Raw genomic sequence first — 26,314 nt, forward strand, 5'->3', positions numbered from 1 at the left:
CTGACGGATAGTCAGATCAAGCGGAGAGCGTAGAGCGCCGGTGCTTGCCGGTCCAGAGGTGGCGGGGCTAGCTTGTTTCTGACGATCCATCAGATTGGGGAGACGGTCATGGAACTGGAATTGCCTCGGATCATCAGCGTCGACGACCACGTGATCGAACCCGCCCACCTCTTCGACGTCTGGCTGCCGGCCAAGTACCGCGACCGTGGCCCCCGCCCCCTGACCGCGGGCATCGGACAGCTGGAGTACACGGGAGGCAGGTACGTCATCTCCATGGACCCCGACGGCCCGCCGACCGACTGGTGGATCTACGAGGACCTGAAGTTCCCGTACAAGCGCAACATCGCCGCCGTCGGCTTCGACCGCGACGACATGACCCTGGAGGGCATCACCCGCGCGGAGATGCGACGCGGCTGCTGGGACCCCGCGGCGCGCCTCGCCGACATGGACCTCAACCACGTCGAGGCCTCGCTGTGCTTCCCGACCTTCCCGCGCTTCTGCGGCCAGACCTTCGCCGAGGCCCACGACAAGGAGGTCGCCCTGGCCTGCGTGCGCGCCTACAACGACTGGATGGTCGAGGAGTGGTGCGGCGACAGCGGCGGCCGGCTCATCCCCCTGTGCATCATCCCGCTGTGGGACATCGACCTGGCCGTCGCCGAGATCCGCCGCAACGCGGCCCGCGGGGTCCGGGCGGTCACCTTCTCCGAGATCCCCACCCACCTCGGGCTCCCCTCCATCCACTCCGGCTACTGGGACCCCTTCTTCGCGGTCTGCCAGGAGACCGGCACCGTGGTCAACATGCACATCGGGTCCAGCTCCCAGATGCCCGCGGCCTCCCCGGACGCGCCGCCCGCCGTGCAGGCCTCGCTCAGCTTCAACAACGCCATGGCCTCGATGATGGACTTCCTGTTCAGCGGGGTGCTGGTGCAGTTCCCGGCGCTCAAGCTGGCCTACAGCGAGGGCCAGATGGGCTGGATCCCGTACGCCCTGGAGCGGGCTGACGACGTGTGGCGCGAGCACCGCGCCTGGGGCGGGGTCAAGGACCTGATCCCCGAGCCGCCGTCCACCTACTACTACCGGCAGATCTTCTGCTGCTTCTTCCGCGACAAGCACGGCATCGCCGCACTCGACGTGATCGGCCGGGACAACGCCACCTTCGAGACGGACTACCCGCACGTGGACTCGACCTTTCCGCACACCAGGGAGGTCGCCCTGGACCACGTCAAGGGCCTCGACGACGAGACCGTCTACAAGCTGATGCGCGGCAACGCCATCCGCATGCTCGGCCTGCCCCTCGACCAGGACCGCCAGGGCCGCTGATGGACCTCACGTACACGCCGCAGGAGCAGGAGTTCCGCGCCGGGCTGCGGGCGTGGCTCGCCAAGGAGCTGCCCGGGCTGCCGGCCCGGCCCTCCCCGGACGACTGGCCGGGCCGGCGGGCCTACGACCTCGGCTGGCAGCGCCGGCTGTACGAGGCCGGGTACGCGGGCCTGCACTGGCCCGTCGACGCGGGCGGGCGGGGGGCCACCCCGACCCAGCACCTGATCTTCCTGGAGGAGACCGAGCGGGCCGGCGCCCCCTACGTCGGCGCGAACTTCGTCGGCCTGCTGCACGCCGGCCCCACCATCGCCGCCGAGGGCACCGCGGAGCAGCGGGCGCGCTGGCTGCCGCCGGTGCTGCGGGGCGACGAGGTGTGGTGCCAGGGCTTCAGCGAGCCGGACGCGGGCTCCGACCTCGCGGCCCTGCGCACGCGGGCGGTCCGCGACGGCGACGACTACGTGGTCACCGGCTCGAAGATCTGGACCTCGCACGCCGAGGTCGCCGACTGGTGCGAGCTCCTGGTGCGCACGGAGCCGGTCAGTGCCGCGGTCCCCAAGCACCGGGGCATCTCCTGGCTGGCCATGCCGATGGACGCGCCCGGGGTGACGGTCCGGCCGCTGCGCACCCTCGCCGGGTCCACCGAGTTCGCCGAGATGTTCCTCGACGAGGTGCGGGTCCCGGCCGCCAACCGGGTCGGGGCGGAGAACGACGGCTGGCGCGTCACCATGGTCACCCTGTCCTTCGAGCGGGGCACCGCCTTCGTCGGGGAGGTCGTTGCCTGCCGCCGCACCCTGGGCGCGCTGGCCCGCCTGGCGAAGGCGAACGGCCGCTGGGACGACCCGGTGCTGCGGCGCCGGCTGGGGCGCCTGCACGGGGAGTTCGGTGCGCTGTGGCGCCTGACCCAGTGGAACGTCAGCGAGGCGGAGGGCTCCGGCGGGGTCCCCGGCACCGGCGGTTCCGTCTTCAAGCTGGCCTACTCGCACGCCCGCCAGGAGCTGTACGAGGCCGCGGCGCAGGTCCTGGGGGCCGCTTCCCTCTCGCTGGAGGAGGAATGGGTGCGCGACCGGCTCTCCTCGCTCTCCTACACCATCGCGGCGGGCACCTCGCAGATCCAGCGGAACATCGTCGCCGAGCGCATCCTCGGCCTCCCGAAGGGCCGGTGAGGGGCGTGCACTTCCAGCCCACCGAAGAGCAGCGGGACCTGCGGGCGGGTGTACGGAGCCTGCTGGCGGGCCGGTACGGGCGGGCGGCCCTGCGGCAGTCGGTGGACACCGGGGCCGCGGTCGACCGGGCCCTGTGGCGCGAACTCGGCGCGGCGGGCTTCTTCGCGCTGCGGCTGCCGGAGTCCGCCGGGGGCGTGGGGCTCGGCCTGCCGGAGGCGGTCCTCGTCTTCGAGGAGGCCGGACGGGCGCTGCTGCCGGGCCCGCTGGTGGCCACGCACCTGGCGGCGGGGCTGGTGCCGGGGGCTGCGGAGGGCGCGGCCGTGGTGACGGCCTTCGACCTCGGGGGGCGGCTGGTGGCGTACCTGGGAGAGGCGGACGCGGTGCTGGGGGCCGACCGGGTGCCCGCCGGGGAGCCGGTGGCCGGCGCGGACCCGCTGACGCCGCTGCACCGGGTGCCCTCGGCCGGGGAGGCTGACCCGTACCGGGAGGCGGGGCCGTACCGGGCCACCGGGGCGCTGCTGACGGCCGCGCTCCAGCTCGGCAGCGCGCTGCGGACGGTGGAGCTGGCGGTGGGGTACGCGGGCGGCCGCGAGCAGTTCGGGCAGCCCATCGGGGCCTTCCAGGCGGTCAAGCACCTGTGCGCACGGATGCTGGTGCGGGCCGAGGTCGCCCGTACGGCGGTCTACGCGGCAGCGGTGACCGGGGACGCGGGCGAGGGGGCCGCGGCGAAGCTGCTGGCGGACGAGGCGGCGGTGGGCAACGCCCGGGACTGCCTCCAGGTGCACGGCGGAATGGGCTTCACCTGGGAAGCCGATGTGCACCTGCACCTGAAACGGGCCTGGGTGCGGTCCGAGCAGTGGCGGACCGGGGCGCAGGCGGAGGAGCTGCTCGCGGCCGAGCTGCTGGGGCAGGCGGAGGCGGAGGCGGAGCGGGAGCCGGCCGGAGGTTCGTAGCGCGCTGTGACGACGGAGCGGGCCGAGGTGCGGGCGGGGCACGGCGGGGACGACGCGGGACGCATGTCCGATTACAGAGAGTTGATATCCGTTTGTGTCCTTCGTCCGCCGCATTACGGACCGGAGCGAGGGGTCGGCTCCGGTACGCTCCCACGAATGCGAGCGGTTGAGCGGCGCAGGCGTCGCACAGTATGCACCACGCCCAGTCCTTCGCGCGCGAATATGCCCGAAGCGCTTGTTGTCGTGACTGTATGTCAACCAAGCTGCTCCGCAAGGGGATCACACTGGGTGATCCCGTCCTGTCGCGAGGCGAAGTGTCCGCCGGTTCGGATGGTGTGAGCGGTGCAGGTGCTTCAGGTTCAGCTGGAGGTAGGACCGGATCCCGCCGAGGTCGGCCGGGCCCGCCGATGGGCGCGGTCGCGGCTGGCGGGTTCCGGCATAGGGGACGACGAACCGCTCGCCGAGACGCTGATCCTGCTGATCTCCGAGCTGGTCACCAACGCGGTGGTGCACACGGGCTGCCCCGCGGTGCTGCGGATGCTGTTCGGCGGACCGGGCGTCCGGGTGGAGGTGGCCGACGCGAGCGACCGTGCGCCGGCCCCGCGCCAGGCGTCCGGGGAGGACACCGGGGGCCGCGGCCTGGAACTGGTCGACGGTCTGGCGGACCGCTGGGGCTGGCAGCGCGAGGGTGCGGGCAAGCGGATCTGGTGCGAGGTCGACCGGGCGCGGAAGGCGGCGTCGGACTGTGCGGTGGACGCGCCCGGTGGAGCGTCGCAGAAATCCGGCCCGATCCGGGAACCGCGCGTGTACCTCTAACGAGGTGTTGACGTTCCGTCACATTTTGATCACCCTGGTGGGGAGCGATTCGACGCGAGGGGACGCCAAGGCAGGCCTTGACGAGTGCGGGTCGCGGGGTGGCGGCCGCCGTGCCGCGCTCGGGGCGTGCATGCGCGCCGCCGCCACCCGCAGGTCTTCCGGCCGGGGCGGCCGCGTGTCGGCCGTCCCGGCTGCTGCCGGGGCCGCCGGGCCGGTGGGGAGGCCGGCGCCGGCGGCGGGCGGGTCAGGCGACCGGCTGGCCGGTGAGCAGGCCCAGCAGCTGGTCCATCTCGGAGCGCCAGGTGCGGTGGACGTTCATCCGCACCGGGGCCTCGCGGCCCGGGAGCTGCATCCGGAAGTTGCTCCACAGCGCATTGCGGTTGACCTGCGAGACGAGGCCCACCGCCTGGGCGGAGGGGATCGCGAAGGCTATCTCCTGCGGGCGGTTGCTCAGCCGGGCGGCCCTGTGGACGACCACGGCCTGCTCGGTGACGGTGATGAAGTAGTACGTGAGGAAGGCCTGGCCGATCAGGCCGAGCATGCTCATCAGCCAGACGCTGGGGCCGGCGATGGCCTGGATCGTGACGAGGGGGCGGTCGGCCGGGTTGGCCTGCGCGATGGCTTCTGCCACCTGCTGCTGGATCGTGGCCTTCTTGAGGGCCATGGGGGACTCCTGAGCGGGAAGAACGAGCCCCCGGCGGTCGGGGGCAACGCAGGGTACCGGGGCCCGGGAAGGGTCCTGGCGGCGGGGGGATCAGACCGTGCCGGTGCAGATCACGTCGTACGGGCGGCCGACGGCGAGGGTCAGTTTCATGGGCTCGGTGGTCCCGGCCGGGCACTCCTCCTCGGTTTTGACGAGGCCGAGCACCTTGGCCGTGCCGGGGCCGCCGGTGGCGCAGGCGACCTCCTGGGCCCGGTCGGTGACGCAGTCCCCCTTGACCAGCTGTCCGCCGCCGGCGCCCGCGTCACCGGGGTGGCCGCCGGAGAGGTTGCGGCCGCAGACGGTGTTGGTGGGGATGCCACCGCCCTTCTTGCTGCCGCCGTAGGAAATGCTGACCTGGATCATCAGGTCGGTGCCGGGCGGGCACTGGATGGTCCCCGGCAGGATGCCGGCGTCCTTGATGTCGACGGCCTTGAAGGTGGCGCCGGAGGCGGAGCATTTCTGGGGGCGGTACCCGTCGGGCTGGTTGTCCGGGTCGGGTCCGCCGCAGTCGCCGACCTTCCACGAACTGGACGTGTCGGAGGAGGACTCGGCGGAGCCGGGGTCCGCGGCCGAGGGCTTGGCGGAGGGGGACGCCGAGGCGGCGGCCGAGGGCTTGCCGTCGTCCTTGCCGTCGTCCTTGCCGAGCCAATGGGAGGCGCCGTAGATCCCGCCGGCGATCAGGGCGACGGTCAGGAACCCGGCGAGCCGGCCGCCGGAGCGCCGCCGGGGCGGCTGGGGCTGCTGGGGCTGCGGCGGGTTGACCTGGTACGGGTTGGCCATGGGTTTCCTCCAGGGGTGGGGCGGTGGGGGCCGGGTGGTGGCGCCCCGGGAGTGACGCGTCATGGACACCTCACGGTTCCCGCGTCCGGCCCCGTGCCCGGTCCCGGGAGGTCAGAGCACGGCCACCGGGGCCACCGGGGTGCCCACCGCGCCGACGAAGGGCTCGGGCATCGCGGAGAGCAGGAAGGAGTAGCGCCCTTCTTCTGCACAGGCTGTGGACAACTTTTCGAGATTCCAGTTCTGGCCCTGGTGCATGCCCATCTCCACCAGGTCGAGCGCGTGCACCGGCAGCCACAGGTTCTCGATCTCCGGCGGGAAGATCTCGAAGGTCAGCGTGTCATTGGCCACCGCCGCGACGTCCCGGGCGTGGAACCACTGGGGGGTGCGCACGGACAGGCCCGGGGACGGGAAGCCGTAGCCGTGCTTGTCGCCCGCCAGGTAGACCTGCACCTGTCCCGTGCGGACCAGGACGATGTCACCGGGACGGACGGCGGTCCCGCCGAACTCCTCGGCCTCGGCCAGGTCTTCCGGGGTCACGGCGTGGCCGCCCCCCAGCCGGTCCAGGCCCTTGGCGCGTGCCACGTCGAGCAGTACCCCGCGGGACACGATGTGCCCGGCCTTGTCGATGCCGCTGTACTCGGCCCGGGAGTGGGCGGTGATCGAGGAGGCCGGCCGGCCGTTGTAGATCTTCCCTGAGTGCGAGACGTGCGTGAGGGCGTCCCAGTGGGTGGCCGACTGGAGTCCCATGGTCACGGCGTCGTCGCTGCACGCCACCGTGCCGGGGCCGAAGAGCTCCTGGTTGATCTGCACCATCGTGTGCAGGGGGTTGACCCGGCCGGGGATCAGGCCGGCCTGGACCCCGTCCTCCTTCAGGGGGAGCGCCAGGGGGATCCGGCGGCCGCTGCGGACCTCCCGCGCGGCCGTCCGTACGACCTCGTCGGTGATCAGGTTGAGCGTGCCGATCTCGTCGTCGGCTCCCCAGCGACCCCAGTTGTTGACGCGCTTGGCGATGTCGTGAAACTCCTCGGGCAGGGCCATGACTCCATCAGCTCCTCGGGAAGGTGGCGGGCAACCGGGTCTTGTGCAGGGGCATCTGACTGGTCATAGAATCTAACGGTCCGTCAGAAAACGCGGGAAGGGGCCGGACGTGGGGAACTTCTTGGCAGGCAAGGTCGTCGCCGTCACCGGCGCCGGCCGGGGCATCGGGCGGGCCGTGGCACTCGCCGCGGCCGCCGAGGGCGCCCGGGTCGTCGTCAACGACTACGGCGTGGGGATCGAGGGGGCGCAGCCCACCAGCGAGATCGCCGAGGCGGTGGCGAAGGAGATCACCGCCGCGGGCGGTGAGGCCGCCGCCGTGGCGGACGACGTCTCCACCATGGAGGGCGGCCAGCGCATCGTCGACACCGCCCTGGCCCGGTACGGACGCATCGACGGCGTCGTCTGCACGGCCGGCATCCTGCGCGAGCGGATGCTCTTCAACATGTCCGAGGAGGAGTGGGACCCGGTGCTGGCCACCCACCTCAAGGGCACGTTCACCGTCTTCCGCGCGGCCTCCGCCGTCATGCGCCGTCAGGGCGGCGGGACCCTCATCGGCTTCACCAGCGGCAACCACCAGGGCTCGGTGGCCCAGGCGAACTACAGCGCCGCCAAGGGCGGAGTCATCTCCCTGGTCCGCTCCGCCGCGCTCGGCCTCGCCAAATACGGGGTCACGGCCAACGCCGTCGCACCGGTCGCCCGCACCCGCATGTCCGCGAACGTGCCCATGGAGCTCAAGGAGATCGGCGAGCCCGAGGACGTCGCGGCGCTGGTGACCTACCTGCTCAGCGACCGGGCCGTGGCCACCGGCGGCGAGCGGATCACCGGGCAGGTCTACACGGTCGCGGGCCCGAAGATCGCCGTCTGGGCCCAGCCGCGCGAGCTGCGCGCCGGGTACGCCGAAGGCGGCTGGACCCCGGAGAAGATCGCCGACTTCCTGCCCGGGACGGTCGGCACCGACCCCATGCCGATGCTGGCGCAGCTGGAGGCCATGGCCAAGGCCGCGGCCGCCAAGGACCGCCCCAACGCCTGACGCCGGACCCGACGACAGGAGGAACGGCGTGGACTTCAGTTTCGGGGCCGAGGAGCAGGAGCTGCGGGGCCGGGCAGCCGCCTGGCTGGCGGAGCACCTGGTGGGCCCGTACGCGCAGGCCCGGGGGCGGGGCGGGCCGGGCAGCGAGCACGAGGGGGTCGGCGTACGGCGCGCCTGGGAGCGCGAGCTGGGCAGCGGCGGCTGGATCGGGCAGGGCTGGGACATCCCGGCCGGGACCTACGGGCAGCAGCGCCTCTCCCTGACGGGGCAGGTCGTGTGGGCGGAGGAGTACGCGGCGCAGCGCGCGCCCGGCCGGGTCGGCCACATCGGTGAGAACCTCCTCGCCCCCACCCTGATCGCCTACGGCACCCGCGAGCAGCAGGACCGCTTCCTGCCGGGCATCGCCGCCGGTGAGGAGCTGTGGTGCCAGGGCTACAGCGAACCGGACGCGGGCTCCGACCTGGCCGCCGTCCGCACGAGTGCCGTCCGGGACCCGGCGGACGGGCGGCTGCGCGTCACCGGGCAGAAGATCTGGACCTCACTGGCCCGCGACGCCGACTGGTGCTTCGTGCTGGCCCGCACCGAGCCCGGCTCCCGGCGCCACCGTGGGCTGTCCTTCCTCCTGGTCGGGATGGACCAGCCGGGCCGGATCGAGGTCCGGCCGATCCGCCAGCTGTCGGGCACCTCCGAGTTCAACGAGGTGTTCTTCGACGGGGCGGTGGCCGAGGACGTCGTCGGCGGTGAAGGCGCCGGCTGGACCGTGGCCATGGGGCTGCTCGCCCTGGAGCGGGGGGTCTCGACCCTGGTCCAGCAGATCGGGTTCGCCGCCGAACTGGAGCGGGTGCTGGCCGTGTACGGGGCCTCGGCCGCGGCGGCCACCGCTGCCGGGCCCGCTCGACCGGGCGCCGCCGGGTCCGCACCGGCCGGTGACCCGGTGCTGCGCGCCCGCCTCGTACGGCAGTGGGCCGAGCTGCGCACCATGCGGTGGAACGCCCTGCGCACGCTGGGTGCGGCGGACGACCCGGGAGCCCCGAGCGTGGCGAAGCTGCTGTGGGGCGGCTGGCACAAGCGGCTCGGTGAACTCGCGGTGGAGGTCCGCGGGGCGGCGGCGGCGGCCGGACCGCTGCCCTGGGCCCCGGACCTCCCGTACGAGCTCGGACTCGACGAGGAGCAACGGCTGTTCCTGTTCACCCGCGCCGACACCGTCTACGGCGGCTCGGATGAGATCCAGCGCAACATCATCGCCGAGCGCGTGCTCGGCCTGCCGAAGGAGTCCAGGTGAGAGGCGTCGTGTTCGACGGCAAGCAGGCCCGGGTGGTCGACGACCTGGAGCTGCGGGACCCGGGCCCGGGGGAGGTGCTGGTGGCCGTCCGGGCGGCCGGGCTGTGCCACAGCGACCTGTCGGTGATCGACGGGACGATACCGTTCCCGGCGCCGGTGGTGCTGGGGCACGAGGGCGCCGGAGTGGTCGAGGCCGTGGGGGCGGGCGTCACGCACGTCGTGCCCGGCGACCACGTGTCGCTGTCCACCCTCGCCAACTGCGGTGCGTGCGCCGACTGCGACCGGGGCCGGCCCACGATGTGCCGCAAGGCGATCGGGATGCCCGGCCGGCCCTTCTCGCGGGGCGGGAAACCGTTGTTCCAGTTCGCCTCCAACTCCGCCTTCGCCGAGCGCACGATCGTTCGGGCCGTCCAGGCCGTGAAGATCCACGAGGAGATCCCCTTCACCTCGGCGGCGCTGATCGGCTGCGGGGTCCTGACGGGCGTGGGGGCCGTGCTCAACCGGGCGAGGGTGGACCGGGGCGAGTCGGTGGTCGTCATCGGTACCGGCGGGATCGGGCTGAACGTGCTCCAGGGGGCCCGGATCGCGGGTGCCACGACCATCGTGGCGGTGGACGCGAACCCGGCGAAGGAGGCGGTGGCCCGGCAGTTCGGCGCCACGCACTTCGTCGACGCCTCCGCCGTCGCGGACTCCTCGGCAGCGGTCCGGGAGGTCCTGCCGACGGGCGCCGACCACGCCTTCGAGTGCGTGGGCAACGTCCGGCTGATACGCCAGGCCGTCGACCTGCTGGACCGCCACGGGCAGGCGGTGCTGCTGGGCGTGCCCGGGTTCACGGAGGAGGCGTCCTTCCTGGTCTCGTCCCTCTACCTGGACAAGACGATCATGGGCTGCCGGTACGGGTCCTCCCGCCCGCAGCGGGACATCGCCCTCTACGCCGAGCTCTACCGGCAGGGCCGGCTGCTGCTGGACGAGCTGGTGACGGAGGTCTACCCGGTGGAGGACTTCGCCAAGGCCGCCGACGACGCCCACCACGGACGGGTGGCGCGGGGCGTGCTGGCCTTCTGACGGCGCGAGCCGGGCCCTGCGGCGACCGGGCCCCTTCGTCGGGGCGCGGCGCCGCCGGGGCGCCGGGTCAGTCGCTGAAGCGGCCGAAGCGGCCCTTGTGGAAGAGCAACGGCTCGCCCTCGCCGGCCGCGCCCATGGCCGCCACCCGGCCCACCACGATGAGGTGGTCCCCACCGGTGTGGACCGCGTGGATCCGGCAGTCGATCCAGGCGGGCACGGCGTCCAGGAGGGGCGACCCGGTGACGGGCGCCGGGCGGTGGACGACCCCGGCGAACTTGTCGGCGCCGCTGACGGCGAAGGACCGGCACAGCAGGCCCTGCTCGGCGCCGAGGATGTTGACGCAGAACACCCCGGCGCGGGCGATCCGCGGCCAGGTGGTCGACGTACGGGCCACCATGAACGTGACCAGCGGCGGGTCCAGGGACAGCGCGGCGAAGGACTGGCAGGCGAAGCCGGCCGGCCCGTCCTCGTCCTCGCCGGGTGGCGCGGTGATGACGGTGACCCCGCTGGCGAAGTTCCCGAGGACGGCCCGGAACTCGGCGGCGCCGACCGGCGTGCGCTCGTCCTCACCGACGGCCCGCAGGTCGGGGCGCGGCAGAGCATCGACGGGTTCCGGCTCCGGTGCGGCGGCGGAGGTGGGGGAGCCCACTGATCTGAGGTATCGGACGACGGTGGCCGCCATCCCTGCGTGTCCCATCACGCCCCGATTGAACCTGACGCACCGTCAGATAGGAAGGGGCGGTACGGGGCGGCCGGGGCCGCCACCGGCCCGGCAGAGCGCGCCCCCGTGCCCCCGGCGGGCGGCCGGACGGGTGAAACCCCCGCTGCCCGGTGGCCCGTGCGCAGCCCCGCCCGCGGGGGCTCGGCATCGTGGCCCGGGACCCGTACCCGCCGCACCCCCTCCCGGAGGACCCCATGCTCGGCACCGACTTCCGCACCGGATCGCCCAACTGGCTCGACCTCGGCAGTCCCGACACGGACGCCGCCGTGCGGTTCTACGGGGCCCTCTTCGGCTGGGAGTTCGCCTCCGCGGGCCCCGAGGCGGGCGGATACGGCTTCTTCCAGCTGCAGGGCAGGACCGTCGCCGCTCTCGGCCCGCTCACCGAGGAGGGCGCGGCGTCGGCCTGGATGGTCCACTTCATGAGCCCGGACATCCAGGCCACCACCCGGGCCGTCCGGGACGGTGGCGGCGCCGTCCGGATGGAGCCCATGGACGTCATGGGCCAGGGCTGGCTCGCGCAGTACACCGACCCGCAGGGGGCGCAGTTCGCGAGCTGGCAGCCCGGCGGGAACGGGGGACTGGACCTGGCCTCCGCCGAGAACACCCTGGTGTGGGCCGAGCTCCACGTGCCCGATCCCGTCAGGGACATCGCCTTCTACCACGGGGTGTTCGGCTGGCGCCACGCCGAGATGCAGGCACCCGGGATGACCTACCGGGTGCTGAGCATCGCCGACGGGGACCAGGAGGACGGGTCCTTCGGCGGGGTCGCACCCCTGGAACAGGGCCCGGGTGACGGGACGCGGGAGGCGGCGCGCTGGGTCCCGTACTTCCATGCGCCGGACGTCGACGCCACCACCGCAGCCGCCGAGCGGAGCGGCGGCTCCGTGCTGATGCCGGGCGCGGACGTGCCCGAGGTCGGGCGGGTGGCGTGGCTCGCCGACCCGGCGGGTGCGGTGTTCGCCCTGCTCAAGCCCGACCCGCGGGCGTAGCGGGGCCGCCGTCAGCGGCCGAGGTAGGTGGGCGTGCGGCGCTCCACGAAGCTCGCCACTCCCTCGTTCGCGTCGGCCGTGCCCATGTTGAGCTCCTGCGCGGTGGCCTCGGCGGCCAGCGCGGCCGCCCGGCCGCCGTCCAGGGAGGCGTTGACCAGCTGCTTGGTCATCGCCAGGGCCCGGGTCGGCCCCTGGGCGAGCCGCTCCGCCCAGGCGCGGGCCGTCTCCTCCAGGGCTTCGGCGGGCACCACCGTGTTGACCAGGCCCAGGCGTTCGGCCTCGGCCGCGGGGACGGCGTCACCGAAGAACATCAGCTCCTTCGCCTTCTGCGGGCCGACCAGCCGGGGCAGCAGGTAGGCGCCTGCGCCGTCGGGGACCAGCCCGCGACGGACGAACACCTCGATGAACCGCGCCGGTTCGGCAGCGATCACCAGGTCGCAGGCGAACGCGAGGTGGGCGCCGATGCCGGCCGCCGTGCCGTTGACGGCGGCCAGGACCGGCTTCTCGCAGTCGAGTACGGCCGTGATGAGCCGCTGCGCGCCGAGCCGGATCATGCGGGCCACGTCCCCGGCGACCCGCTCCCCGGCGGCCGGTGTCCCGCGCAGGTCGGCGCCCGCGCAGAAGCCCTTGCCGGTGGCGGTGACGACCACGGCGCGGACCGCCGGGTCGGCGGAGGCCTCGGCGAGGAGGGCGATGACCCGTTCCCGCTGGTCCCAGGTGACCGCGTTCATGGCCTCGGGCCGGTTGAGGGTGATCCAGGAGACGCCGTTCTCCGTGCGGTGGAGGACGTCGTCCTCGGGGGCGCTGGGCATGCGGGGCTCCCGTTCGGGATGGGTGCTGGAGCGGTGGGTGCCGGAGCGATGGGTGCCGGAGCGGGTGGGTGTACGGGCCGGGGTGCGGGTGCCCCGCGGAGCCCGCGTGCCCCGGGTCAGCGGCACACGGCCAGGGCGTCCAGGGCCACGGCGCCCTGGCCGCGGGGGAGGACCATCAGCGGGTTGACGTCCAGTTCGCGGAGCGAGTCGCCCAGTTCCAGTGCCATCCGCTGGACCCGCAGGACCACCTCCACCAGGGCGTCGACATCGGCCGGGGGCGCGCCCCGGACTCCTTCCAGCAGGGCGTGGCCGCGCAGTTCGGCCAGCATGGCCCGGGCCTGGTCCTCGCCGAAGGGCGGTACGCGGACCGCGGCGTCGTGCAGGACCTCCACGAGGACCCCGCCGAGGCCGACCGTCACCGTCGGCCCGAAGAGGTCGTCCTGGGTGACGCCGACGACCATCTCCACGCCGCGCTCGACCATCTGGCAGACCAGGATGCCGTCGAGCGGGACGTTCTCGTAGCGGGCGATGTCGGTCAGCTCCCGGTACGCGTCGCGGATCTGGCTCGCCGAGGTCAGCCCGATCTTCACCAGGCCCAGCTCCGTCTTGTGCCCGAGCTGCGGGCCCGAGGCCTTCATCACCACCGGGTAGCCGACCAGGCCCGCCGCGCGGACGGCCGCCGCCGCGCTGGTGACGAGCTGCTCGCGCGGTACCCGGATGCCGTAGGCGCGCAGCAGCTGCTTGGCGGCGTGTTCGCTGAGCTGCTGTCCGGGCCGCATCAGGGCCTGCGCCTTGCGGTACGAGGGCGAAGGCGTACGGGGCGCGTCCTCGAAGGGGGAGCGGTAGCCGGTGGTGAAGCGGTGGTGGCCGAGGTAGGCGCGGACGGCGGTGATGCAGTTGCCGAAGGTGCGGAAGGTCGCCACCCGGGAGGAGCCGAGGAGGGTGGTGCGGTAGGCCTCCTCGGTGCCGACGGGGGAGCCCCAGATCACGCAGACCAGTTTGTCGCTGGCCTCGGCGGCGTCGACCAGGTCCTGGGCGAGGCGGTCGCTCATCGGGGGGAAGGGGCCGGTGATGGGACAGATCAGCACCCCGACGGACGGGTCGGCCAGCAGGGCGTCGATGATCTTGCGGCCGCGCCAGTCGCCGACGGGGTGGCCGCCGTTGTCCACGGGGTTGGCGACATTGAGGTAGCCGGGTATCCACTGGTGGAGTTCCTGCTGCTTGGCCGGGGACAGGGTGGGCAGGGTGAGGCCCGCCTCGGTGGCCAGGTCGGAGAAGTGTGCACCGGTGCCGCCGGAGATGGAGTAGACGACCACGCCCTCGGCCTGGGGCCTGCGGGCCCGGGCGAGCAGGGCGGCGGTGTCCTGGAGTTCGTCGAGGCCGTCGACGCGGATGACGCCGAACTGCCGCATCGCGGCGTCCACGACGGTGTCGGCGCCGGTCAGCTTCCCGGTGTGGGAGGCGGCCATCCGGGCGCCGGTCTCGGTGCGGCCGACCTTGACGGCGACGACGGGGACCCCGGCCCGGGCCGCCCGGTCGGCGGCCAGCAGGAAGGACCGGCCGTCCTTGAGGCCCTCCACGTAGCAGGCGATCGCGCCGACCTCGGGCTGCTCGGCGAAGTAGGAAATGAAGTCGGCGGTCTCCAGGTCGGCCTCGTTGCCGGTCGGCGCCCAGTGGGAGAGCCGGATGCCGAGTTCCTGGAGGGTGTACACGGGCCGGCCCTGGTGGCCGGACTGGGTGATCAGCGCGATCGACGGGCCGTCGAGGTCCTCCCGGAAGGCCTCGAAGGCGTTGAGGTTGGTGTTCGGGCCCAGCAGGCGCAGGCCCGAGCGGCGGACGGCCGCGCTCAGCCGGGCCTGGGCGGCGGCGCCCTCGTCGCCGGTCTCGGCGAAGCCGGAGGCGAAGGCGACGGCGAACTTCACCTTGGTCTCGGCGAGTTCCTCGACGACGGGGAGCGGGTCGGCGACGAGGAGGACGGCGAGGTCCACCTGCTCGGGCAGGTCCGCCACGCTCGGCGCGCAGGGCAGGCCGAAGACGGACGCGCGGGTCGGGTGCACGGGGTGGATCCGGGCGCCGACGCGTTCGGCCCAGGCGATGAGCTGGCGGGTGATGCCGGTGTTCGGTCTGCCCTCGGTGTCCGAGGCGCCGACGACGGCCACCGACTCGGGCCGGAAGAACCGGTCCAGGTCGGGCACATCGGAGTGCAGGGGCCGTCCGCTGACGTCCAGCGGAACGGCGTCCTCGGCGGACGGCGCCGCCGTCGAGTGGACGGCCGTCCTGGGGGTCTCCCCGCAGGCCTCGACACGTGCGCGGAAGTCGGTGGTGAGGGTGCCGTGAGTAGATCCAAGCATCGTTCCGCCCGCTCCTGCTCGATGAACCTCGATGGAACCGCAATAACTGACGTGCAGTCAGATTACTGAACTGACGTGCCGTCAGGAACAGGGCTGCGCAGGAAAGCTGGTGGAGGAGATGTGGTGAACGGTGCCAGACCTCCTCCGTACGGGTCCAGAGCGCCGTTCAGGCCACCGGCCGCACCCGGCGGGACACCACCGCGGCGATCTTCTCGGCGTCGCGGGCCAGCTCCCGCAGCATGCCGCTGATGGGGTTGGTGAAGCCGGTGAAGTACAGGCCGGGGGCCTGGGCCGGGGTCCGGGCGCCGTGCGTGCACGGCCGCCCGCGCTCGTCCAGCACCCCGAGGTCCCCGACCAGGCCCTCCAGGGCGCGCCGGTACCCGGTGGCCGCGACCACCACGCCCGGGGTGATCCGCGAACCGTCCGCGAGCACCACCTCGGCCCCGTCGAAGGATTCGACGGCGGCGACCGGCTCCACCCGCCCGCCGCGGACCGCGTCGATCAGTCCGACGTCCTGCACCGGGATGGCTCCCTGCCGGACCCGGCTGTACAGGCCGGTCGCCGGGCGCGGGAGCCCGTACGCCGACAGGTCCGGGACCGAGGCCTTCGCGACCAGCGCGCCCAACCGGTCCACGAGCCGTACGGGCAGCCGCCGCACCAGGATCCCGGTGCGCTGCGCCGGCCAGCCGGCGGTGGAGCGGCGCACGATGTGCGGGGCGGTGCGCACGGCGAGGCGGACCCGGGCGGCGCCGCCCTCGACGAGGTCCACGGCGATCTCCGCGCCGGTGTTGCCCACGCCGACGACCAGCACGTCCCGGCCCTCGTACGGGCGGGGGTTGCGGTAGTCGGCGGCGTGCAGCAGCGTGCCGGTGAACCCCTCCCGGCCCGGCCAGTCGGGCAGGGCGGGGGTGTGGTTGAAGCCGGTGGCGACGACCACGGCGGCCGCGGTCAGCACCCGTCCGCCGCTGGCGTGCAGGGTCCAGCCGCCGCTGTCGCCGCCGTCCCCGGATGCGGCCGCGGGTTCGATGCGGGTCACCTCGACACCGGTGACGATCTCCAGTTCGTGGAACTCGGCGTACTTCTCCAGGTACCGCACCACGTCGTCGCGCGAGACCCAGCGGCCGAAGCGCCGCGGTACGGCCAGGCCCGGGAGGGCGGAGAGCCGGCGCGTGGTGTGCAGGTGGAGCCGGTCGTAGTGGCGCCGCCAGGAGGCGCCGACCGTGTCGGCCTTCTCCACGACCACCGCACGGACCCCTCGGGCGCGCAGCGCGGCGGCGACGGCGAGGCCGCCGGGGCCCGCGCCGATCACGTACACGGGGCGGGGCTGGGTGCTGATCTCAAGTGCTGTGGGGGCTCCGGACATGAGGTGTGAGCGTATCGCCACGCAGCGTTGATGGGTCTCGGTCAAGGAGGGAATCGATTGCGGATCGATCACGGTGGGCGCCGGCGGCGGTCCGCAGGCCGGTCGGCGGCCGGTCCGTGGCCGGTCCGCGACCGTCCGCCGCCGCTCCGGAGGGCTCCCGGGCCGGTCCGGAGGGCCCCGGGGCCTTGCGCCGGGGCCGCGGATCGGTTGAACTGACGTACCGTCAGATCAGTGCGAGGGGTGGAGGCTGCCGATGCAGACCGTCTGGCTCAGCGGGGCCGAATGGCTCGCCGTACTCCGGATAGGCCTCGGCCTGTGGTGGCTGGAGAGCTGGCGCCACAAGGACAAGAAGGGCTGGTTCGAGCGCGGCACCGGCATCGCCTGGGCGGCGGACGTCGCGGGCCGACACCGCTGGACCTTCGTCCGGGACGGCTTCGCCCGGATCGTCCAGCCCCGGCCCAAGGCGATGGCATACCTCGTGGTCTACGCCGAACTCGCCCTCGGGCTCGGACTGGTCCTCGGCTTCCTCACCCCGGTCGCCCTGATCGGAGGGCTGCTGCTGAACCTGCTCTACCTGGTGCTGATGATCCACGACTGGGCCGAACAGGGCCAGAACGCGATGATGGCCCTCATCTCCCTCGTGGCGCTGCTCGCCATGAGCTGGCAGACCTGGTCCCTCGACGCGGCGATCGGACTCTTCCGGTGACCGCCGCGCGGTACGACCTCCCGGAGGCCGACGCCTTCACCCGCCCCTACTGGGAGGCGGCCGCGCAGGGGCGGCTGCTGCTGCGCCGCTGCGCGGACTGCGGACGGGCCCACCACTACCCCAGGGAGTTCTGCCCGTTCTGCTGGGCCGGCGAGGAACGCGTCGGCTGGGAGACGGCCACCGGCCGAGCCACCCTCTACACGTGGTCGGTGGTCCACCGCAACGACCTCCCGCCCTTCGCCACCCGCGTCCCGTACACGGCGGCGGTGGTCGACCTGGCGGAGGGCCCGCGGATGATGACGGAAGTCGTCGACTGCGCACCGCAGGACCTGCGGATCGGGATGCCGCTGGAAGCCGTCTTCCGCGAGGCCGCCGACGCGGTGGCGGTCGCGGTGTTCCGCCCCGCCCCCTGACGGGCGGCGCAGCCCGCCCAACTCCCCCTCTTCGATCCGGACCTGGGCGTACGCGCCCGCGCCGCTGAACTAGTCTGCGCGTGTTCGATTCGATCGGTGGACCGGTTCGGGGGGACGGGCGGGCGCCTCGCGCCCTCCGGAGCCGTGCGGAGGGGAAGCAGTACAGATGAAGTTCACGCGCATGGCCGTCGTGGCCGCCGCCGCAGTGGTCGGCCCCGGTGTGCTGATGGCCACGCCCGCGATGGCCGACGAGGCCAAGGGCCCCGCGGTCACCGCCCCCGACGCCGGTCCGCAGAGCGGGGCGCCGGCCGCGGAGCAGCCTTACAGCGGCCCCGTACTGGCCCTCGACGGCCTGCCGAAGGACGGCTTCGAGGCCGGGGGCGAGTGGACCGAACTCACCCTGCGCATGGACAACAGCGCCGGCAAAGCCCTGACGAGCTATGACATCGCGCTGCACATCGCCGGCAGCGGCGCCCCCGTGAAGGCCTCGATGATCGAGGTCGAGCACCGCTACGCCGGCGTGTGGCAGGCCGCCGAGCGGGTGGGGCCGAGCCCGGACTCCGCCGTGTTCGACCTGCTGGCCGGGATACCCGTCGCCCAGGACAAGTCCATCCAGATCCCGGTGCGCGTCCGCGTGGCGGCCGACGCTCCCGCCGCGCCCCTCGACATCGTCCTGACCGGCAGCAACCACCTCGAGGTCGACTCCAAGGACGTCAGGTACACCTCGAAGACCACCCGCCGGCAGCAGGCCCCCGCCGACGCCCCCAGGATCAGGCTCGGCGGACTGCCGCCGGCCGGCTTCACGGCGGGCGACCCCAACGGGCGCGTGCTCACCCTGGGCGTGGACAACTCCGGGCGCCCGGGCACCGGCGAGTTCCGTGTCGGGGTCGACCTCGTGACCGAGGGCGCGGAGATCCGGCCCGACCAGGTGCAGGTGGAGTTCCTCGCCACGACCGTCCACGGCGAGTCGTACTGGCACCCCGTCGAGGTCCGCATGGAGGACGGCAAGCTCCGGATCTTCGACCACGGCGGCGAGTACGGCGCGGGCGAGAAGCGGGACCTCGTCTTCCAGGTCAGATTCGCCCAGGGCACCCCCGCGACCTCCTTCTCGCTGCGGCTCTCCGGGACGGGCAGCGCGCAGCACGGCGGCGCTGCCGCCGACCCCGTCGCGTACTCCTCCCACATCGGCTCCCCGTCGGAGAGCGCCGACGTCGAGGGGCCGCGGATGGCGGTGGACGGCTTCCCCTCGGGGGGCTTCCGGGCCGGCGGGGACTGGCATGAGCTGCAACTCCAGCTCGACAACACGGGCAAGGCCGACCTCGCGGACTTCCTGGTCGCCGCGCACATGGGCCGAGGCGCCGGCGAGGGACCCTGGGTGACGGCCTCGCAGGTCCGGCTCCAGGCGCAGGGCGCCGCCGGCTGGTACGACATCGCGATCGACGGGTCCGAGGAGACCCTGGGCGGCGACATCGGCGCGGTGCCGCTGAGGGCGGGCGAGCAGACCACCCTGAAGCTGCGCGTGCGCTTCACCGGGGACACCGTCCCGGGGGACTTCCACGTCCTGTTCGACGGGTACGCGCACGCGCCGAGCGGGCAGTTCGTCTCCTCCGGCACCGTGTCCGTCCCCACCCGGATCCTCGCACCGGCCACCGGCACCGGCACCGGCATCGGCACCGGCACCGGTACCGGCGACGGCAGCGGCGGGGCCCGGGCCGGTGGCGGCGCCGACCAGCCGCAGCCCCACGGCGCCGCCCGGCCGGCCGCCGGCCCCGGGGGCGGCGTGGCTGCCGCGACCGTCGGCGGCAGGCTCGCCACCGCCGGCGCCGACCCGGCCGCCGCCTGGGCCCTCGGCGGCGCCGGCCTGGCCGTCGCCATGGGCGCCGCGTTCGTCGCGGGCACCGGCAAGCGCCGCCGCCCCGCCCGGTGATCCGCCGGCCCGTCCGGGCCCGCACGCCGCGGCGCCGGGACCCGGACGGGCCTCACGGCCAGAGCAACTAGGCCGCAGGGACCCGGACGGGCGTCACGGCCAGGGCAACTAGGCCGCAGGGACCCGGACGGGCGTCACGTCCAGGGCAACTAGGCCGCAGGGACCCGGACGGGCGTCACGGCCAGAGCAGTTCGGCCGCCGGGACCCGGACGGGCCTCCCGGCCGCAGCAGTCAGGCCGCCCGGGCCCGGACGGGCTTCACGGTCAGGGCAGTCAGGCCGCCCGGGCCCGGACGGGCCTTACGGCCACGGCAGTCAGGCCGCCCGGGCCCGGACGGGCCTCACGGCCAGAGCAGTTCGGCCGTCCAGCTGCCGCCCGCCGGGCGGCGGTAGCGCAGCCGGATGTGCCGGCGGGCGGCGTCGCCCTGGAAGAACTCGACCTCGCGCGGCTCCAGGACGTACCGCGTCCAGGTCGGAGCCGGCGCATCCGGCTCCGTCCCGGCCCGGTCCCAGGCGGCCTCCGAGGCCCTGACCAGCTCCTGTGGGGAGCCGAGCACCTCGCTCTGCCGTCCCGTCAGGGCGGCGGCCAGCGCCCCGCGCGAGCGCACGGCCAGGTCCTCCCGGCTCTCCTGCGGTCCGCAGGCGGTGACGGAGCCCCGTACGCGCACCTGCCGGCCCACGGCAGGCCAGTAGAACGCGAGGGCCGCCTCGGGCTGCTCGGCCAGCTGCCGGCCCTTGGCACTGGTGGCGTGCGAGGCGAAGTGCCAGCCGCGGGCATCCGCCTCGTGGAGCATCAGGATGCGCACGTCGGGCCGGCCCGCCCCGTCCACCGTGGCCAGGCTCATGGTGTGCGGCTCCGGCTGCCCCGCCCGGGCGGCGTGCACGAGCCACTCCCGGAACAGCGGCAGCGGTTCGGCCGGGGCGGCCTGCGCGTCGAAGGAGGGGAGCGGGTGCGCCCAGACGCGCAGGGAGTGCAGGGTGGCGTGGAACTCTTCGTCGCCGGTCTCGGCCGGCCTGCCGGTCTCGCTCGTCATGGCGCCAGGCTAGGGTGCGGCCCCATGGACGTGCACAGAGGCGTGGCGCGGGGACTGTTCGCCCTGGCAGGGGTACTCGCCGGGGCGGCGGCCCTCGCCCCGCCGTTCCATCGGCCCGGCGGCCTCGCCGTCGTGGCCGAACTCGACGAACCGGTGGCCCTCGGCTCCCTCGCGGCCCTCGTCCTCGCCGGCGCGGTCCTGCTCTCCTCCCGCCGCCCGGTGCTGCGTACGGTCGGGGCGCACGGCCTCGTCTGGGCCCTCGTGCTGGGCGCCTCGTGCGTTCCCGTCTACCTGATCGCCGCCGACCCCTTCCCCGGCGTGGAGTACGACATCCCGGCCCCCGGGGGCGCCGGGCGCAGGCTGGTGGTGGAGCGCACCTCGCCGCTGACCGACCCGGTCTGGGAGGTGTACGTGGACGAGGGCGGCTTCCCGACGGCCCGCCGCTGGCCGGTGGGCCGCTACCCGGAGTCGCTGCCCTGGCCCCAGGGGGTCGTCAAGGCGCAGTGGCTGTCCCGGGACGTGGTCCGCCTGTACGACTTCGAGCGCACCGCCCACGACGTCGTGCTGTCCCCCGAGGGGCGCCCGCTGACCGCACCGGCCTGGTAGCGGGCCCCTACGGGTCAGTCCCGGCCGAGGAGCACCGTCCCCGAGGAGCAGAACCAGCCTCCGGTGCCGGACGCCAGCGCCACCTGCGGCAGCCGGCCGCCCGCCCGGGTGACCTGCCCGGCACCCGCCTCGCCGCGGAGCTGGCGGACGGCCTCGACGAGGAGGAACAGTCCGCGCATGCCGGGGTGGCAGGCCGAGAGGCCCCCTCCGTCGGTGTTCACCGGGAGCTCCCCCTCGCGCAGCAGCCGGCCCTTCTCCACGAAGGCGCCGCCCTCGCCCTTGGCGCAGAAGCCGAGGTCCTCCAGGGTCACCAGGGTCATGTAGGTGAAGGCGTCGTAGATCTCCGCCAGGTCCACGTCCGCCGGGGTGAGGCCGGCCCGTTCGAAGGCGAGGCGCCCGGAGGCCGCCGCCGGGGACACGGTGAAGTCCTCCCACTCCGACATGGCGGTGTGGGAGACGGAGGTGCCGGCGCCCAGGACCCAGACCGGCGCCTTCGCGGTGTCCGGTACGTAGTCCTCCGCGGCCAGCAGCACCGCGCAGCCGCCGTCGGAGCGGATGCAGCAGTGCAGTTTGGTGAAGGGGTCGGCGATCATCTCCCCGGCCAGCACCTCCTCGACCGTGATCGGTGCGCGGAACATCGCGTCCGGGTTGGTGGCCGCGTTGGCACGGGCCTGGACGGCCACGGAGGCCAGCTGCTCCAGGGTGGTGCCGTACTCGTGCATGTGGCGGCGGGCGGCCATCGCGTACTTCGAGACCAGGGTGTGGCCGTACGGCACCTCGAACTGCAGCGGGCCCCGGGCCCCGAAGGAGAGGTCGGAGGTGCGCCGGCGGGCCTTGATGTCGGCGCGGGCGGTGGATCCGTAGACGAGCAGCACGGCGTTGGCGTGCCCCGCGGCGATGGCGTCCGCGGCGTGCGCGGCCATCACCTCCCAGGTGGAGCCGCCCACGGAGGTGGAGTCCACCCAGGTGGGGCGCAGGCCCAGGTACTCGGCCACCTCGACCGGAGCCAGGACGCCGAGGCCGGCGGAGGCGAAGCCGTCGATGACGGAGCGGTCGAGACCGGAGTCGGCCAGCGCCCGGCGGGCGGCCTGGGCGTGCAGGGCGTACGGGGTGGGGCCGTCCACCCGTCCGCAGTCGGAGAGGGCGACACCGACGACCGCGACCCGGCGGCGGGGCGCCGGGGCGGATGCGGCGGCGGATGCGGGCCCGCGCAGGGGCCCGGGCGTGGGTGCAGGCATGCACCGACGGTACATCTGACGGGCCGTCAGGTGCCAGACCCCGGCGCCGCGGGGTGCATCCGGGCGCACCGGCCCGACCCCGTGCCACCACCCCCTGTGCATCTGCCGTCGCGGCCCCTAACATGACGGCCCGTCAGCTACCGCCCCAGCCACCGCTGGGAGGCGCCACCGGGAGGAGCCCGACGATGGATGCCGCCTTCACCGCGGAGCAGCACGAGATGCGCCGCACCCTGCGCGAGATCCTCGGCAAACGCTGCGGTCCGGACGAGGTCAAGGTCGCCGTCCGCACCGCTGCCGGACACGACCGCGCCCTGTGGCAGCAGCTCGCCGCGCAGCTCGGACTGCCGGGCATCGCCGTCGCCGAGGAGTACGGCGGCATCGGCTGCGCCCCCGCCGACCTGGTCCTGGCCTGCGAGGAGACCGGCCGGGTGCTGCTGCCCTCGCCGCTGCTGGCCACCGCCGCCCTCTGCGTGCCACTGATCGCCGCCCTCGGGACCCCGGACCAGCGCACGGCCCTGCTGCCCGTGCTCGCCGCCGGCGGGCTGACCGCCGCCCTCGCCGTCCCCGGCCCGGCGCTCGCCGCCGCCCTCGCCCTGACCGGGGACGACACCGCGGGGCAGTGGGCCGGCGGAGGCCGGGCGGGCGGGGTGCAGGCCCGCGCCGACACGGCGGGCGGGGGCTGGCGGCTCTACGGGGAGAGCGCCCAGGTGCTCGACGGGCACAGCGCCCCCCTGCTGCTCGTCGCCGCCCACACCGGCGGCTTCCCGCGCAGCCGTACGCTGCTCTTCCTCGTCCGGGAGGACGCGCCCGGCCTGGTCCGCACCCGCCAGAGCGTCCTCGACGAGACCCGCCCGCAGGCCCGGGTCGAACTGCGTGACGTACCGGCCGAACTGCTCGGCGAGGACGGGGCCGACGTCCTCGGGGCCCTCGCCGCCACCGGCCGCACCGCCGCGGCCGTCCTGGCCGCCGAGGCGGTCGGTGCGGCCGGGCAGGCCCTGGCCCGCACGGTGGAGTACGTGGGCCGGCGCGAGCAGTTCGGCCGGGCGATCGGCTCCTTCCAGGCCGTCAAGCACCGCCTCGCCGACCTCTACGTCCAGGTGCAGGCGGCCAGGTCCGCGGCCTACTACGCCGCCTGGGACCCCGAGCAGGGCGGTCTCGCACTGGCCCAGGCCCTGGAGGCCCAGCGAAACGCGGCGGGCGAGGCGGTCCAGCTGCACGGCGGCATCGGCTTCACCTGGGAGCACGAGGCGCACCTCTACTTCAAACGGGCCGCCGCCGACGAGCTGCTCTTCGGCCCCGTCCACCGGCTGCGCGCCCACGCCGCGGACCGGGCGGGCCTGTTCGCCCCCGCAGCCGCACCCCCGGCGCCCGCAGCCCCCGCGTCCGCAGCCCCCGCGTCCGCCGGCCCGGCTCCGGCCGGCCCCGATCCCACCACGACCCCGACCTCCCCCACCGAAAGGGTGGCCGTCTGATGGCTCCCGGCGTCAAGCTGATCCAGAAGGTCTCCTCGACCCTGCTGTTCGCCAGGCTCGCACCGCACGTCATCCCCGCCATGGACAAGGCGGTGCACAGGCTGACCCGCGGCAAGGTGCTGCTCAGCGCCCGGATGCTGCCGGGGGTGATCCTGACGGCCAAGGGCGCCAGGACCGGCGAGCCCCGCACCACGCCCCTCGCCTGCATGCCGGAGGGCGACGGGGCGACCTGGCTGCTGATCGGCTCCAACTTCGGCCGGCCCGGGCACCCGGCATGGACCGCAAACCTGCTCAAGCACCCGGACGCGGAAGTGAATTGGAAGGGCCGGGACATCGCCGTGCGGGCCAGACTGCTGGAAGGCGAGGAACGCGCCGAGGCCTGGCGTGCGGCGCTGGAGTTCTGGCCGCCGTACGCGACGTACCAGGCGCGCATCGAGCGCGAGATCCGGCTGTTCCGCCTGGAGCGTCGCTGATCGCAGGCGGGATGTGACGTACCGTCACCCGGGAGGGGTGAGCGGCGGGGAGGGCCGGCCGGGACGGCAGGGCGGGCGGCGGACCCGCAGGGGGTCCGCCGCTACTTGGCCGGCTTCTTGCCGGTGATGCCCAGGTGGACGAGGAGCGCCAGGTTCGGCTTGAGCTCCGCCTGCTTGACACCCCAGGTCTGGAAGCCCTTCTGGTGCGAGGCGACCGCGGCCAGCATGGCGACCAGGGAGCCGGCCATCGCCGCGGGACTGAGGTCTTTGTCGACCTTGCCCTTGGCCTGGAGCTCCTTCATCGATTCCGTGAGGGAGTTGGTGACCGAGTTCAGGATCTTCATGCGGATCTTGTAGAAGCGCTTGTCCCCCTCGGCGGCGCCGAGGTCGACGACCCGCAGGATCGCGTCGTTGCGCCGCCAGAAGTCCAGGAAGCCCTCGACGAGTTCCTCGGCCGCCGCCCAGCCGGCCTTGCCGACCCAGGTGCGCCCCTCGACGAGCGAGGTCAACTGCGCGCCCTCGGTGGCCATGTGCTCGGCGATCTCCAGGACGGCACCCTCGACGTCCGGGAAGTACTGGTAGAAGGTCGCGGGGGAGGTACCGGCCTTGCGGGCGACGTCGATCACTTTGACGTCGCGGTACGGCGAGGAGCTGAGCATCTCGCTCAGGCAGTCGAGCAGCTTCTGCCGCGTCGCCTGGCCGCGCCGGCCGGCGACACGCCCGTCGACGGTGCGTACTTGTCCTGTCATGCCGTCAGCTTACCGAGGGGTGATCGGCGCGCTATTCGGCCGCCTGCAAATGGGGTTACGGGGTGCGTGGCCTGGGCCGGAGCCCCTCCGGGGCGGGCGGGGCGGTGCATTCCGGCCGATCCCGGGACCCGCCCCGGCCCGCCCCCGCGCGGGCCGGGGCGGGCTCCGGCGGCAGCCCCACCGGCGGCTGCGGAGCGGCCCCGCGGCGGCTGCCCGGCGGCCCCGCGCCGGTTACGCGCCGACTCCCCTGCCGTCCGGCCCGCCCGGTCCTGCCTGGTCAGGCGGAGGATGTCCCCCGAATAGTCTTATCAACAGGCTGTGGACAAGTTTTCGGACGGATCATGGCTGGGAGAGGGTGGGAGGGGGCAAACCCCCGCGCAACGGAAGGAACCGGGCTCATGGCCGCATTCGCGGAAGGCGAACCCTGCTGGGTGGACGCTTCGCTGCCGGACGTCGAGGCGGGCAAGCGCTTCTACGGCGAGCTCTTCGGATGGACCTTCGGCGCCGGCGCGGGCACCGAGTACGGCGGCTACACGCAGGCCTACAGCCAGGGCCGCAACGTCGCCGCCCTCGCCCCCAAGCCCGACGGCCGTATGCCCACCGTCTGGGGCGTCTACCTCTACACCTCCGACGCCTACGCCTGCGCCCAGCGCATCCGCGCCGCCGGCGGCCAGCTCGTCATGGACCCCATGCCGGTCGGCCCCTACGGCACCGCCGGCATGGCCGCCGACCCCGGCGGCGCCGTCTTCGGCCTCTGGCAGCCCGGTACCCACCACGGCTTCGAAGCCCGGCAGGAGCCGAACGCGTACTGCTGGACCGAGGTCTACACCCGGGCCCGCGACGCAGTCGACGCCTTCTACGCCAAGGTCTTCGGCTACGTGCCGCAGGACCAGGACGACGCCGGCGTCGAATACCGCATCTGGTCCCCACCCGGCAGGACCCCCGGAGCGGACACCGCCGTCATGGGCCGCAGCCTGATCACCGACGCCTTCCCGGAGGTCATGCCCGCCCACTTCCTCGCCTACTTCGCGGTCCCGGACTGCGACCAGGCCGTCATCACCGTGCAGCGGCTCGGCGGCCGGGTCACCGCCGATCCCTTCGACACCCCGTACGGCCGGATCGCCGTCGTCGCCGACAATCAGGGGGCCGTCTTCGGGCTCCTGTCGCAACCCGCGGCGAAGCCGGCCGCGTAGCCGGGGCCGTACCCGGCGCGGGCCTGACAGAATCGGGGTTGCGCGACCCGGCTGCGTCCGGGGGTGAGACGCTGCACGGGGCAGGCCCCGTGCCGGTGCGCGTGCTGGTGGAAGCGGGTC

At 74.0% G+C, this 26,314-nt stretch carries 25 protein-coding genes; 15 read left to right on the forward strand and 10 right to left on the reverse strand.

The features are described 5' to 3' along the window. The first annotated feature begins 108 nt into the window (after positions 1-108). From ACLJTM_RS28835 to ACLJTM_RS28850, 4 genes are all read left to right on the forward strand, one after another. Positions 109-1,320 (forward strand): amidohydrolase family protein, encoded by a 1,212-nt coding sequence (locus ACLJTM_RS28835; protein WP_411106684.1) that lies wholly within the window; start codon positions 109-111, stop codon positions 1,318-1,320. Then, complete coding sequence (locus ACLJTM_RS28840) at positions 1,320-2,483, forward strand: acyl-CoA dehydrogenase family protein (RefSeq protein WP_411106685.1); 1,164 nt, start codon at positions 1,320-1,322, stop codon at positions 2,481-2,483. The genes ACLJTM_RS28835 and ACLJTM_RS28840 overlap by 1 nt, the downstream gene beginning before the upstream one ends. 5 nt (positions 2,484-2,488) lie before the next feature. Beyond that, a complete protein-coding gene (locus ACLJTM_RS28845; RefSeq protein WP_411106686.1) occupies positions 2,489-3,436 on the forward strand; it encodes an acyl-CoA dehydrogenase family protein in 948 nt (315 codons plus the stop codon). 342 nt (positions 3,437-3,778) lie between these two features. Continuing rightward, entirely contained in the window at positions 3,779-4,252 is a 474-nt protein-coding gene (locus tag ACLJTM_RS28850) for an ATP-binding protein (protein ID WP_411106687.1), read from the forward strand. Between the two features lie 244 nt (positions 4,253-4,496). Here ACLJTM_RS28850 and ACLJTM_RS28855 read toward each other — a convergent pair whose 3' ends face one another. From ACLJTM_RS28855 to ACLJTM_RS28865, 3 genes are all read right to left on the reverse strand, one after another. Continuing rightward, positions 4,497-4,916: a hypothetical protein gene (locus ACLJTM_RS28855; protein WP_411106688.1), complete on the reverse strand. Its 420-nt coding sequence runs from the start codon at positions 4,914-4,916 to the stop codon at positions 4,497-4,499. A 90-nt stretch (positions 4,917-5,006) separates the two neighbouring features. Next, positions 5,007-5,735 carry a hypothetical protein gene (locus ACLJTM_RS28860; protein WP_411106689.1) on the reverse strand — a complete coding sequence of 243 codons (729 nt, stop codon included), beginning with the start codon at positions 5,733-5,735 and terminating at the stop codon, positions 5,007-5,009. A 111-nt stretch (positions 5,736-5,846) separates the two neighbouring features. After that, positions 5,847-6,773, reverse strand: a complete 927-nt coding sequence (locus tag ACLJTM_RS28865; protein WP_411106690.1) for a cyclase family protein — start codon at positions 6,771-6,773, stop codon at positions 5,847-5,849. Between the two features lie 109 nt (positions 6,774-6,882). Between ACLJTM_RS28865 and ACLJTM_RS28870 the strand changes: the two genes are divergently transcribed. The 3 genes from ACLJTM_RS28870 to ACLJTM_RS28880 are packed head-to-tail and all read left to right on the forward strand — an operon-like array spanning position 6,883 to position 10,149. Then, complete coding sequence (locus ACLJTM_RS28870) at positions 6,883-7,803, forward strand: SDR family NAD(P)-dependent oxidoreductase (RefSeq protein ID WP_411106691.1); 921 nt, start codon at positions 6,883-6,885, stop codon at positions 7,801-7,803. Positions 7,804-7,831: 28 nt separating this feature from the next. Further along, entirely contained in the window at positions 7,832-9,085 is a 1,254-nt protein-coding gene (locus ACLJTM_RS28875; RefSeq protein WP_411106692.1) for an acyl-CoA dehydrogenase family protein, read from the forward strand. Continuing rightward, positions 9,082-10,149, forward strand: coding sequence for a Zn-dependent alcohol dehydrogenase (locus tag ACLJTM_RS28880; RefSeq protein WP_411106693.1), 1,068 nt, complete (start codon positions 9,082-9,084; stop codon positions 10,147-10,149). The genes ACLJTM_RS28875 and ACLJTM_RS28880 overlap by 4 nt, the downstream gene beginning before the upstream one ends. Before the next feature lie 67 nt (positions 10,150-10,216). Here ACLJTM_RS28880 and ACLJTM_RS28885 read toward each other — a convergent pair whose 3' ends face one another. Next, positions 10,217-10,831, reverse strand: a complete 615-nt coding sequence (locus ACLJTM_RS28885) for a flavin reductase family protein (RefSeq protein ID WP_411106946.1) — start codon at positions 10,829-10,831, stop codon at positions 10,217-10,219. A 233-nt stretch (positions 10,832-11,064) separates the two neighbouring features. Between ACLJTM_RS28885 and ACLJTM_RS28890 the strand changes: the two genes are divergently transcribed. After that, entirely contained in the window at positions 11,065-11,859 is a 795-nt protein-coding gene (locus ACLJTM_RS28890) for a VOC family protein (RefSeq protein WP_411106694.1), read from the forward strand. 11 nt (positions 11,860-11,870) lie between these two features. Here ACLJTM_RS28890 and ACLJTM_RS28895 read toward each other — a convergent pair whose 3' ends face one another. The 3 genes from ACLJTM_RS28895 to ACLJTM_RS28905 all read right to left on the reverse strand — a co-directional run bounded on the left by ACLJTM_RS28895 (position 11,871) and on the right by ACLJTM_RS28905 (position 16,385). Beyond that, positions 11,871-12,671: an enoyl-CoA hydratase/isomerase family protein gene (locus tag ACLJTM_RS28895; RefSeq protein WP_411106695.1), complete on the reverse strand. Its 801-nt coding sequence runs from the start codon at positions 12,669-12,671 to the stop codon at positions 11,871-11,873. A gap of 116 nt (positions 12,672-12,787) precedes the next feature. Further along, positions 12,788-15,022: an acetate--CoA ligase family protein gene (locus ACLJTM_RS28900; RefSeq protein ID WP_411106696.1), complete on the reverse strand. Its 2,235-nt coding sequence runs from the start codon at positions 15,020-15,022 to the stop codon at positions 12,788-12,790. A gap of 166 nt (positions 15,023-15,188) precedes the next feature. Beyond that, positions 15,189-16,385, reverse strand: coding sequence for a flavin-containing monooxygenase (locus ACLJTM_RS28905; protein ID WP_411106697.1), 1,197 nt, complete (start codon positions 16,383-16,385; stop codon positions 15,189-15,191). Between the two features lie 253 nt (positions 16,386-16,638). Between ACLJTM_RS28905 and ACLJTM_RS28910 the strand changes: the two genes are divergently transcribed. The 3 genes from ACLJTM_RS28910 to ACLJTM_RS28920 all read left to right on the forward strand — a co-directional run bounded on the left by ACLJTM_RS28910 (position 16,639) and on the right by ACLJTM_RS28920 (position 19,431). Further along, positions 16,639-17,091, forward strand: coding sequence for a DoxX family protein (locus ACLJTM_RS28910; RefSeq protein ID WP_411106698.1), 453 nt, complete (start codon positions 16,639-16,641; stop codon positions 17,089-17,091). Then, positions 17,088-17,504 carry a Zn-ribbon domain-containing OB-fold protein gene (locus ACLJTM_RS28915; RefSeq protein ID WP_411106699.1) on the forward strand — a complete coding sequence of 139 codons (417 nt, stop codon included), beginning with the start codon at positions 17,088-17,090 and terminating at the stop codon, positions 17,502-17,504. Before ACLJTM_RS28910 ends, ACLJTM_RS28915 begins: the two co-directional genes overlap by 4 nt. Positions 17,505-17,670: 166 nt before the next feature. Further along, the gene (locus tag ACLJTM_RS28920) at positions 17,671-19,431 is read left to right on the forward strand and encodes a hypothetical protein (protein WP_411106700.1); all 1,761 of its coding nucleotides are present in this window, start codon (positions 17,671-17,673) and stop codon (positions 19,429-19,431) included. Positions 19,432-19,770: 339 nt separating this feature from the next. On the opposite strand, the gene ACLJTM_RS28925 is transcribed toward ACLJTM_RS28920, so the two are convergent. Further along, entirely contained in the window at positions 19,771-20,463 is a 693-nt protein-coding gene (locus ACLJTM_RS28925) for a pyridoxal 5'-phosphate synthase (protein ID WP_411106701.1), read from the reverse strand. Between the two features lie 24 nt (positions 20,464-20,487). Here ACLJTM_RS28925 and ACLJTM_RS28930 point away from each other — a divergent pair, with 24 nt between their 5' ends. Then, positions 20,488-21,069 carry a hypothetical protein gene (locus ACLJTM_RS28930; protein ID WP_411106702.1) on the forward strand — a complete coding sequence of 194 codons (582 nt, stop codon included), beginning with the start codon at positions 20,488-20,490 and terminating at the stop codon, positions 21,067-21,069. A 14-nt stretch (positions 21,070-21,083) separates the two neighbouring features. Here ACLJTM_RS28930 and ACLJTM_RS28935 read toward each other — a convergent pair whose 3' ends face one another. After that, positions 21,084-22,307, reverse strand: coding sequence for a thiolase C-terminal domain-containing protein (locus tag ACLJTM_RS28935; RefSeq protein ID WP_411106703.1), 1,224 nt, complete (start codon positions 22,305-22,307; stop codon positions 21,084-21,086). 185 nt (positions 22,308-22,492) lie between these two features. Between ACLJTM_RS28935 and ACLJTM_RS28940 the strand changes: the two genes are divergently transcribed. After that, positions 22,493-23,779 (forward strand): acyl-CoA dehydrogenase family protein, encoded by a 1,287-nt coding sequence (locus tag ACLJTM_RS28940; RefSeq protein ID WP_411106704.1) that lies wholly within the window; start codon positions 22,493-22,495, stop codon positions 23,777-23,779. Continuing rightward, positions 23,779-24,252: a nitroreductase family deazaflavin-dependent oxidoreductase gene (locus tag ACLJTM_RS28945; RefSeq protein ID WP_411106705.1), complete on the forward strand. Its 474-nt coding sequence runs from the start codon at positions 23,779-23,781 to the stop codon at positions 24,250-24,252. Before ACLJTM_RS28940 ends, ACLJTM_RS28945 begins: the two co-directional genes overlap by 1 nt. Positions 24,253-24,353: 101 nt before the next feature. Here the strand turns inward: ACLJTM_RS28945 and ACLJTM_RS28950 are convergent, their stop codons facing one another. Then, a complete protein-coding gene (locus tag ACLJTM_RS28950; protein ID WP_411106706.1) occupies positions 24,354-25,001 on the reverse strand; it encodes a TetR family transcriptional regulator in 648 nt (215 codons plus the stop codon). 398 nt (positions 25,002-25,399) lie between these two features. On the opposite strand from ACLJTM_RS28950, the gene ACLJTM_RS28955 reads away from it, so the two are divergent. Further along, positions 25,400-26,194, forward strand: a complete 795-nt coding sequence (locus tag ACLJTM_RS28955; RefSeq protein WP_411106707.1) for a VOC family protein — start codon at positions 25,400-25,402, stop codon at positions 26,192-26,194. Positions 26,195-26,314 lie beyond the last annotated feature (120 nt).

The sequence above is a fragment of the Streptomyces sp. cmx-4-9 genome (assembly GCF_046548835.1).
Classification (GTDB): domain Bacteria; phylum Actinomycetota; class Actinomycetes; order Streptomycetales; family Streptomycetaceae; genus Streptomyces.

Excerpts from the sequence above, each read along its gene's own strand:
- ACLJTM_RS28910 (WP_411106698.1), top strand. The coding sequence starts at position 16,639 with ATGCAGACCGTCTGGCTCAGCGGGGCCGAATGGCTCGCCGTACTCCGG.
- ACLJTM_RS28905 (WP_411106697.1), bottom strand. The coding sequence starts at position 16,385 with ATGTCCGGAGCCCCCACAGCACTTGAGATCAGCACCCAGCCCCGCCCC.
- ACLJTM_RS28945 (WP_411106705.1), top strand. The coding sequence starts at position 23,779 with ATGGCTCCCGGCGTCAAGCTGATCCAGAAGGTCTCCTCGACCCTGCTG.
- ACLJTM_RS28865 (WP_411106690.1), bottom strand. The coding sequence starts at position 6,773 with ATGGCCCTGCCCGAGGAGTTTCACGACATCGCCAAGCGCGTCAACAAC.
- ACLJTM_RS28900 (WP_411106696.1), bottom strand. The coding sequence starts at position 15,022 with ATGCTTGGATCTACTCACGGCACCCTCACCACCGACTTCCGCGCACGT.
- ACLJTM_RS28950 (WP_411106706.1), bottom strand. The coding sequence starts at position 25,001 with ATGACAGGACAAGTACGCACCGTCGACGGGCGTGTCGCCGGCCGGCGC.
- ACLJTM_RS28935 (WP_411106703.1), bottom strand. The coding sequence starts at position 22,307 with ATGCCTGCACCCACGCCCGGGCCCCTGCGCGGGCCCGCATCCGCCGCC.
- ACLJTM_RS28955 (WP_411106707.1), top strand. The coding sequence starts at position 25,400 with ATGGCCGCATTCGCGGAAGGCGAACCCTGCTGGGTGGACGCTTCGCTG.
- ACLJTM_RS28885 (WP_411106946.1), bottom strand. The coding sequence starts at position 10,831 with ATGGCGGCCACCGTCGTCCGATACCTCAGATCAGTGGGCTCCCCCACC.
- ACLJTM_RS28940 (WP_411106704.1), top strand. The coding sequence starts at position 22,493 with ATGGATGCCGCCTTCACCGCGGAGCAGCACGAGATGCGCCGCACCCTG.
- ACLJTM_RS28835 (WP_411106684.1), top strand. The coding sequence starts at position 109 with ATGGAACTGGAATTGCCTCGGATCATCAGCGTCGACGACCACGTGATC.
- ACLJTM_RS28925 (WP_411106701.1), bottom strand. The coding sequence starts at position 20,463 with ATGACGAGCGAGACCGGCAGGCCGGCCGAGACCGGCGACGAAGAGTTC.
- ACLJTM_RS28860 (WP_411106689.1), bottom strand. The coding sequence starts at position 5,735 with ATGGCCAACCCGTACCAGGTCAACCCGCCGCAGCCCCAGCAGCCCCAG.
- ACLJTM_RS28895 (WP_411106695.1), bottom strand. The coding sequence starts at position 12,671 with ATGCCCAGCGCCCCCGAGGACGACGTCCTCCACCGCACGGAGAACGGC.
- ACLJTM_RS28920 (WP_411106700.1), top strand. The coding sequence starts at position 17,671 with ATGAAGTTCACGCGCATGGCCGTCGTGGCCGCCGCCGCAGTGGTCGGC.
- ACLJTM_RS28930 (WP_411106702.1), top strand. The coding sequence starts at position 20,488 with ATGGACGTGCACAGAGGCGTGGCGCGGGGACTGTTCGCCCTGGCAGGG.
- ACLJTM_RS28855 (WP_411106688.1), bottom strand. The coding sequence starts at position 4,916 with ATGGCCCTCAAGAAGGCCACGATCCAGCAGCAGGTGGCAGAAGCCATC.
- ACLJTM_RS28890 (WP_411106694.1), top strand. The coding sequence starts at position 11,065 with ATGCTCGGCACCGACTTCCGCACCGGATCGCCCAACTGGCTCGACCTC.
- ACLJTM_RS28840 (WP_411106685.1), top strand. The coding sequence starts at position 1,320 with ATGGACCTCACGTACACGCCGCAGGAGCAGGAGTTCCGCGCCGGGCTG.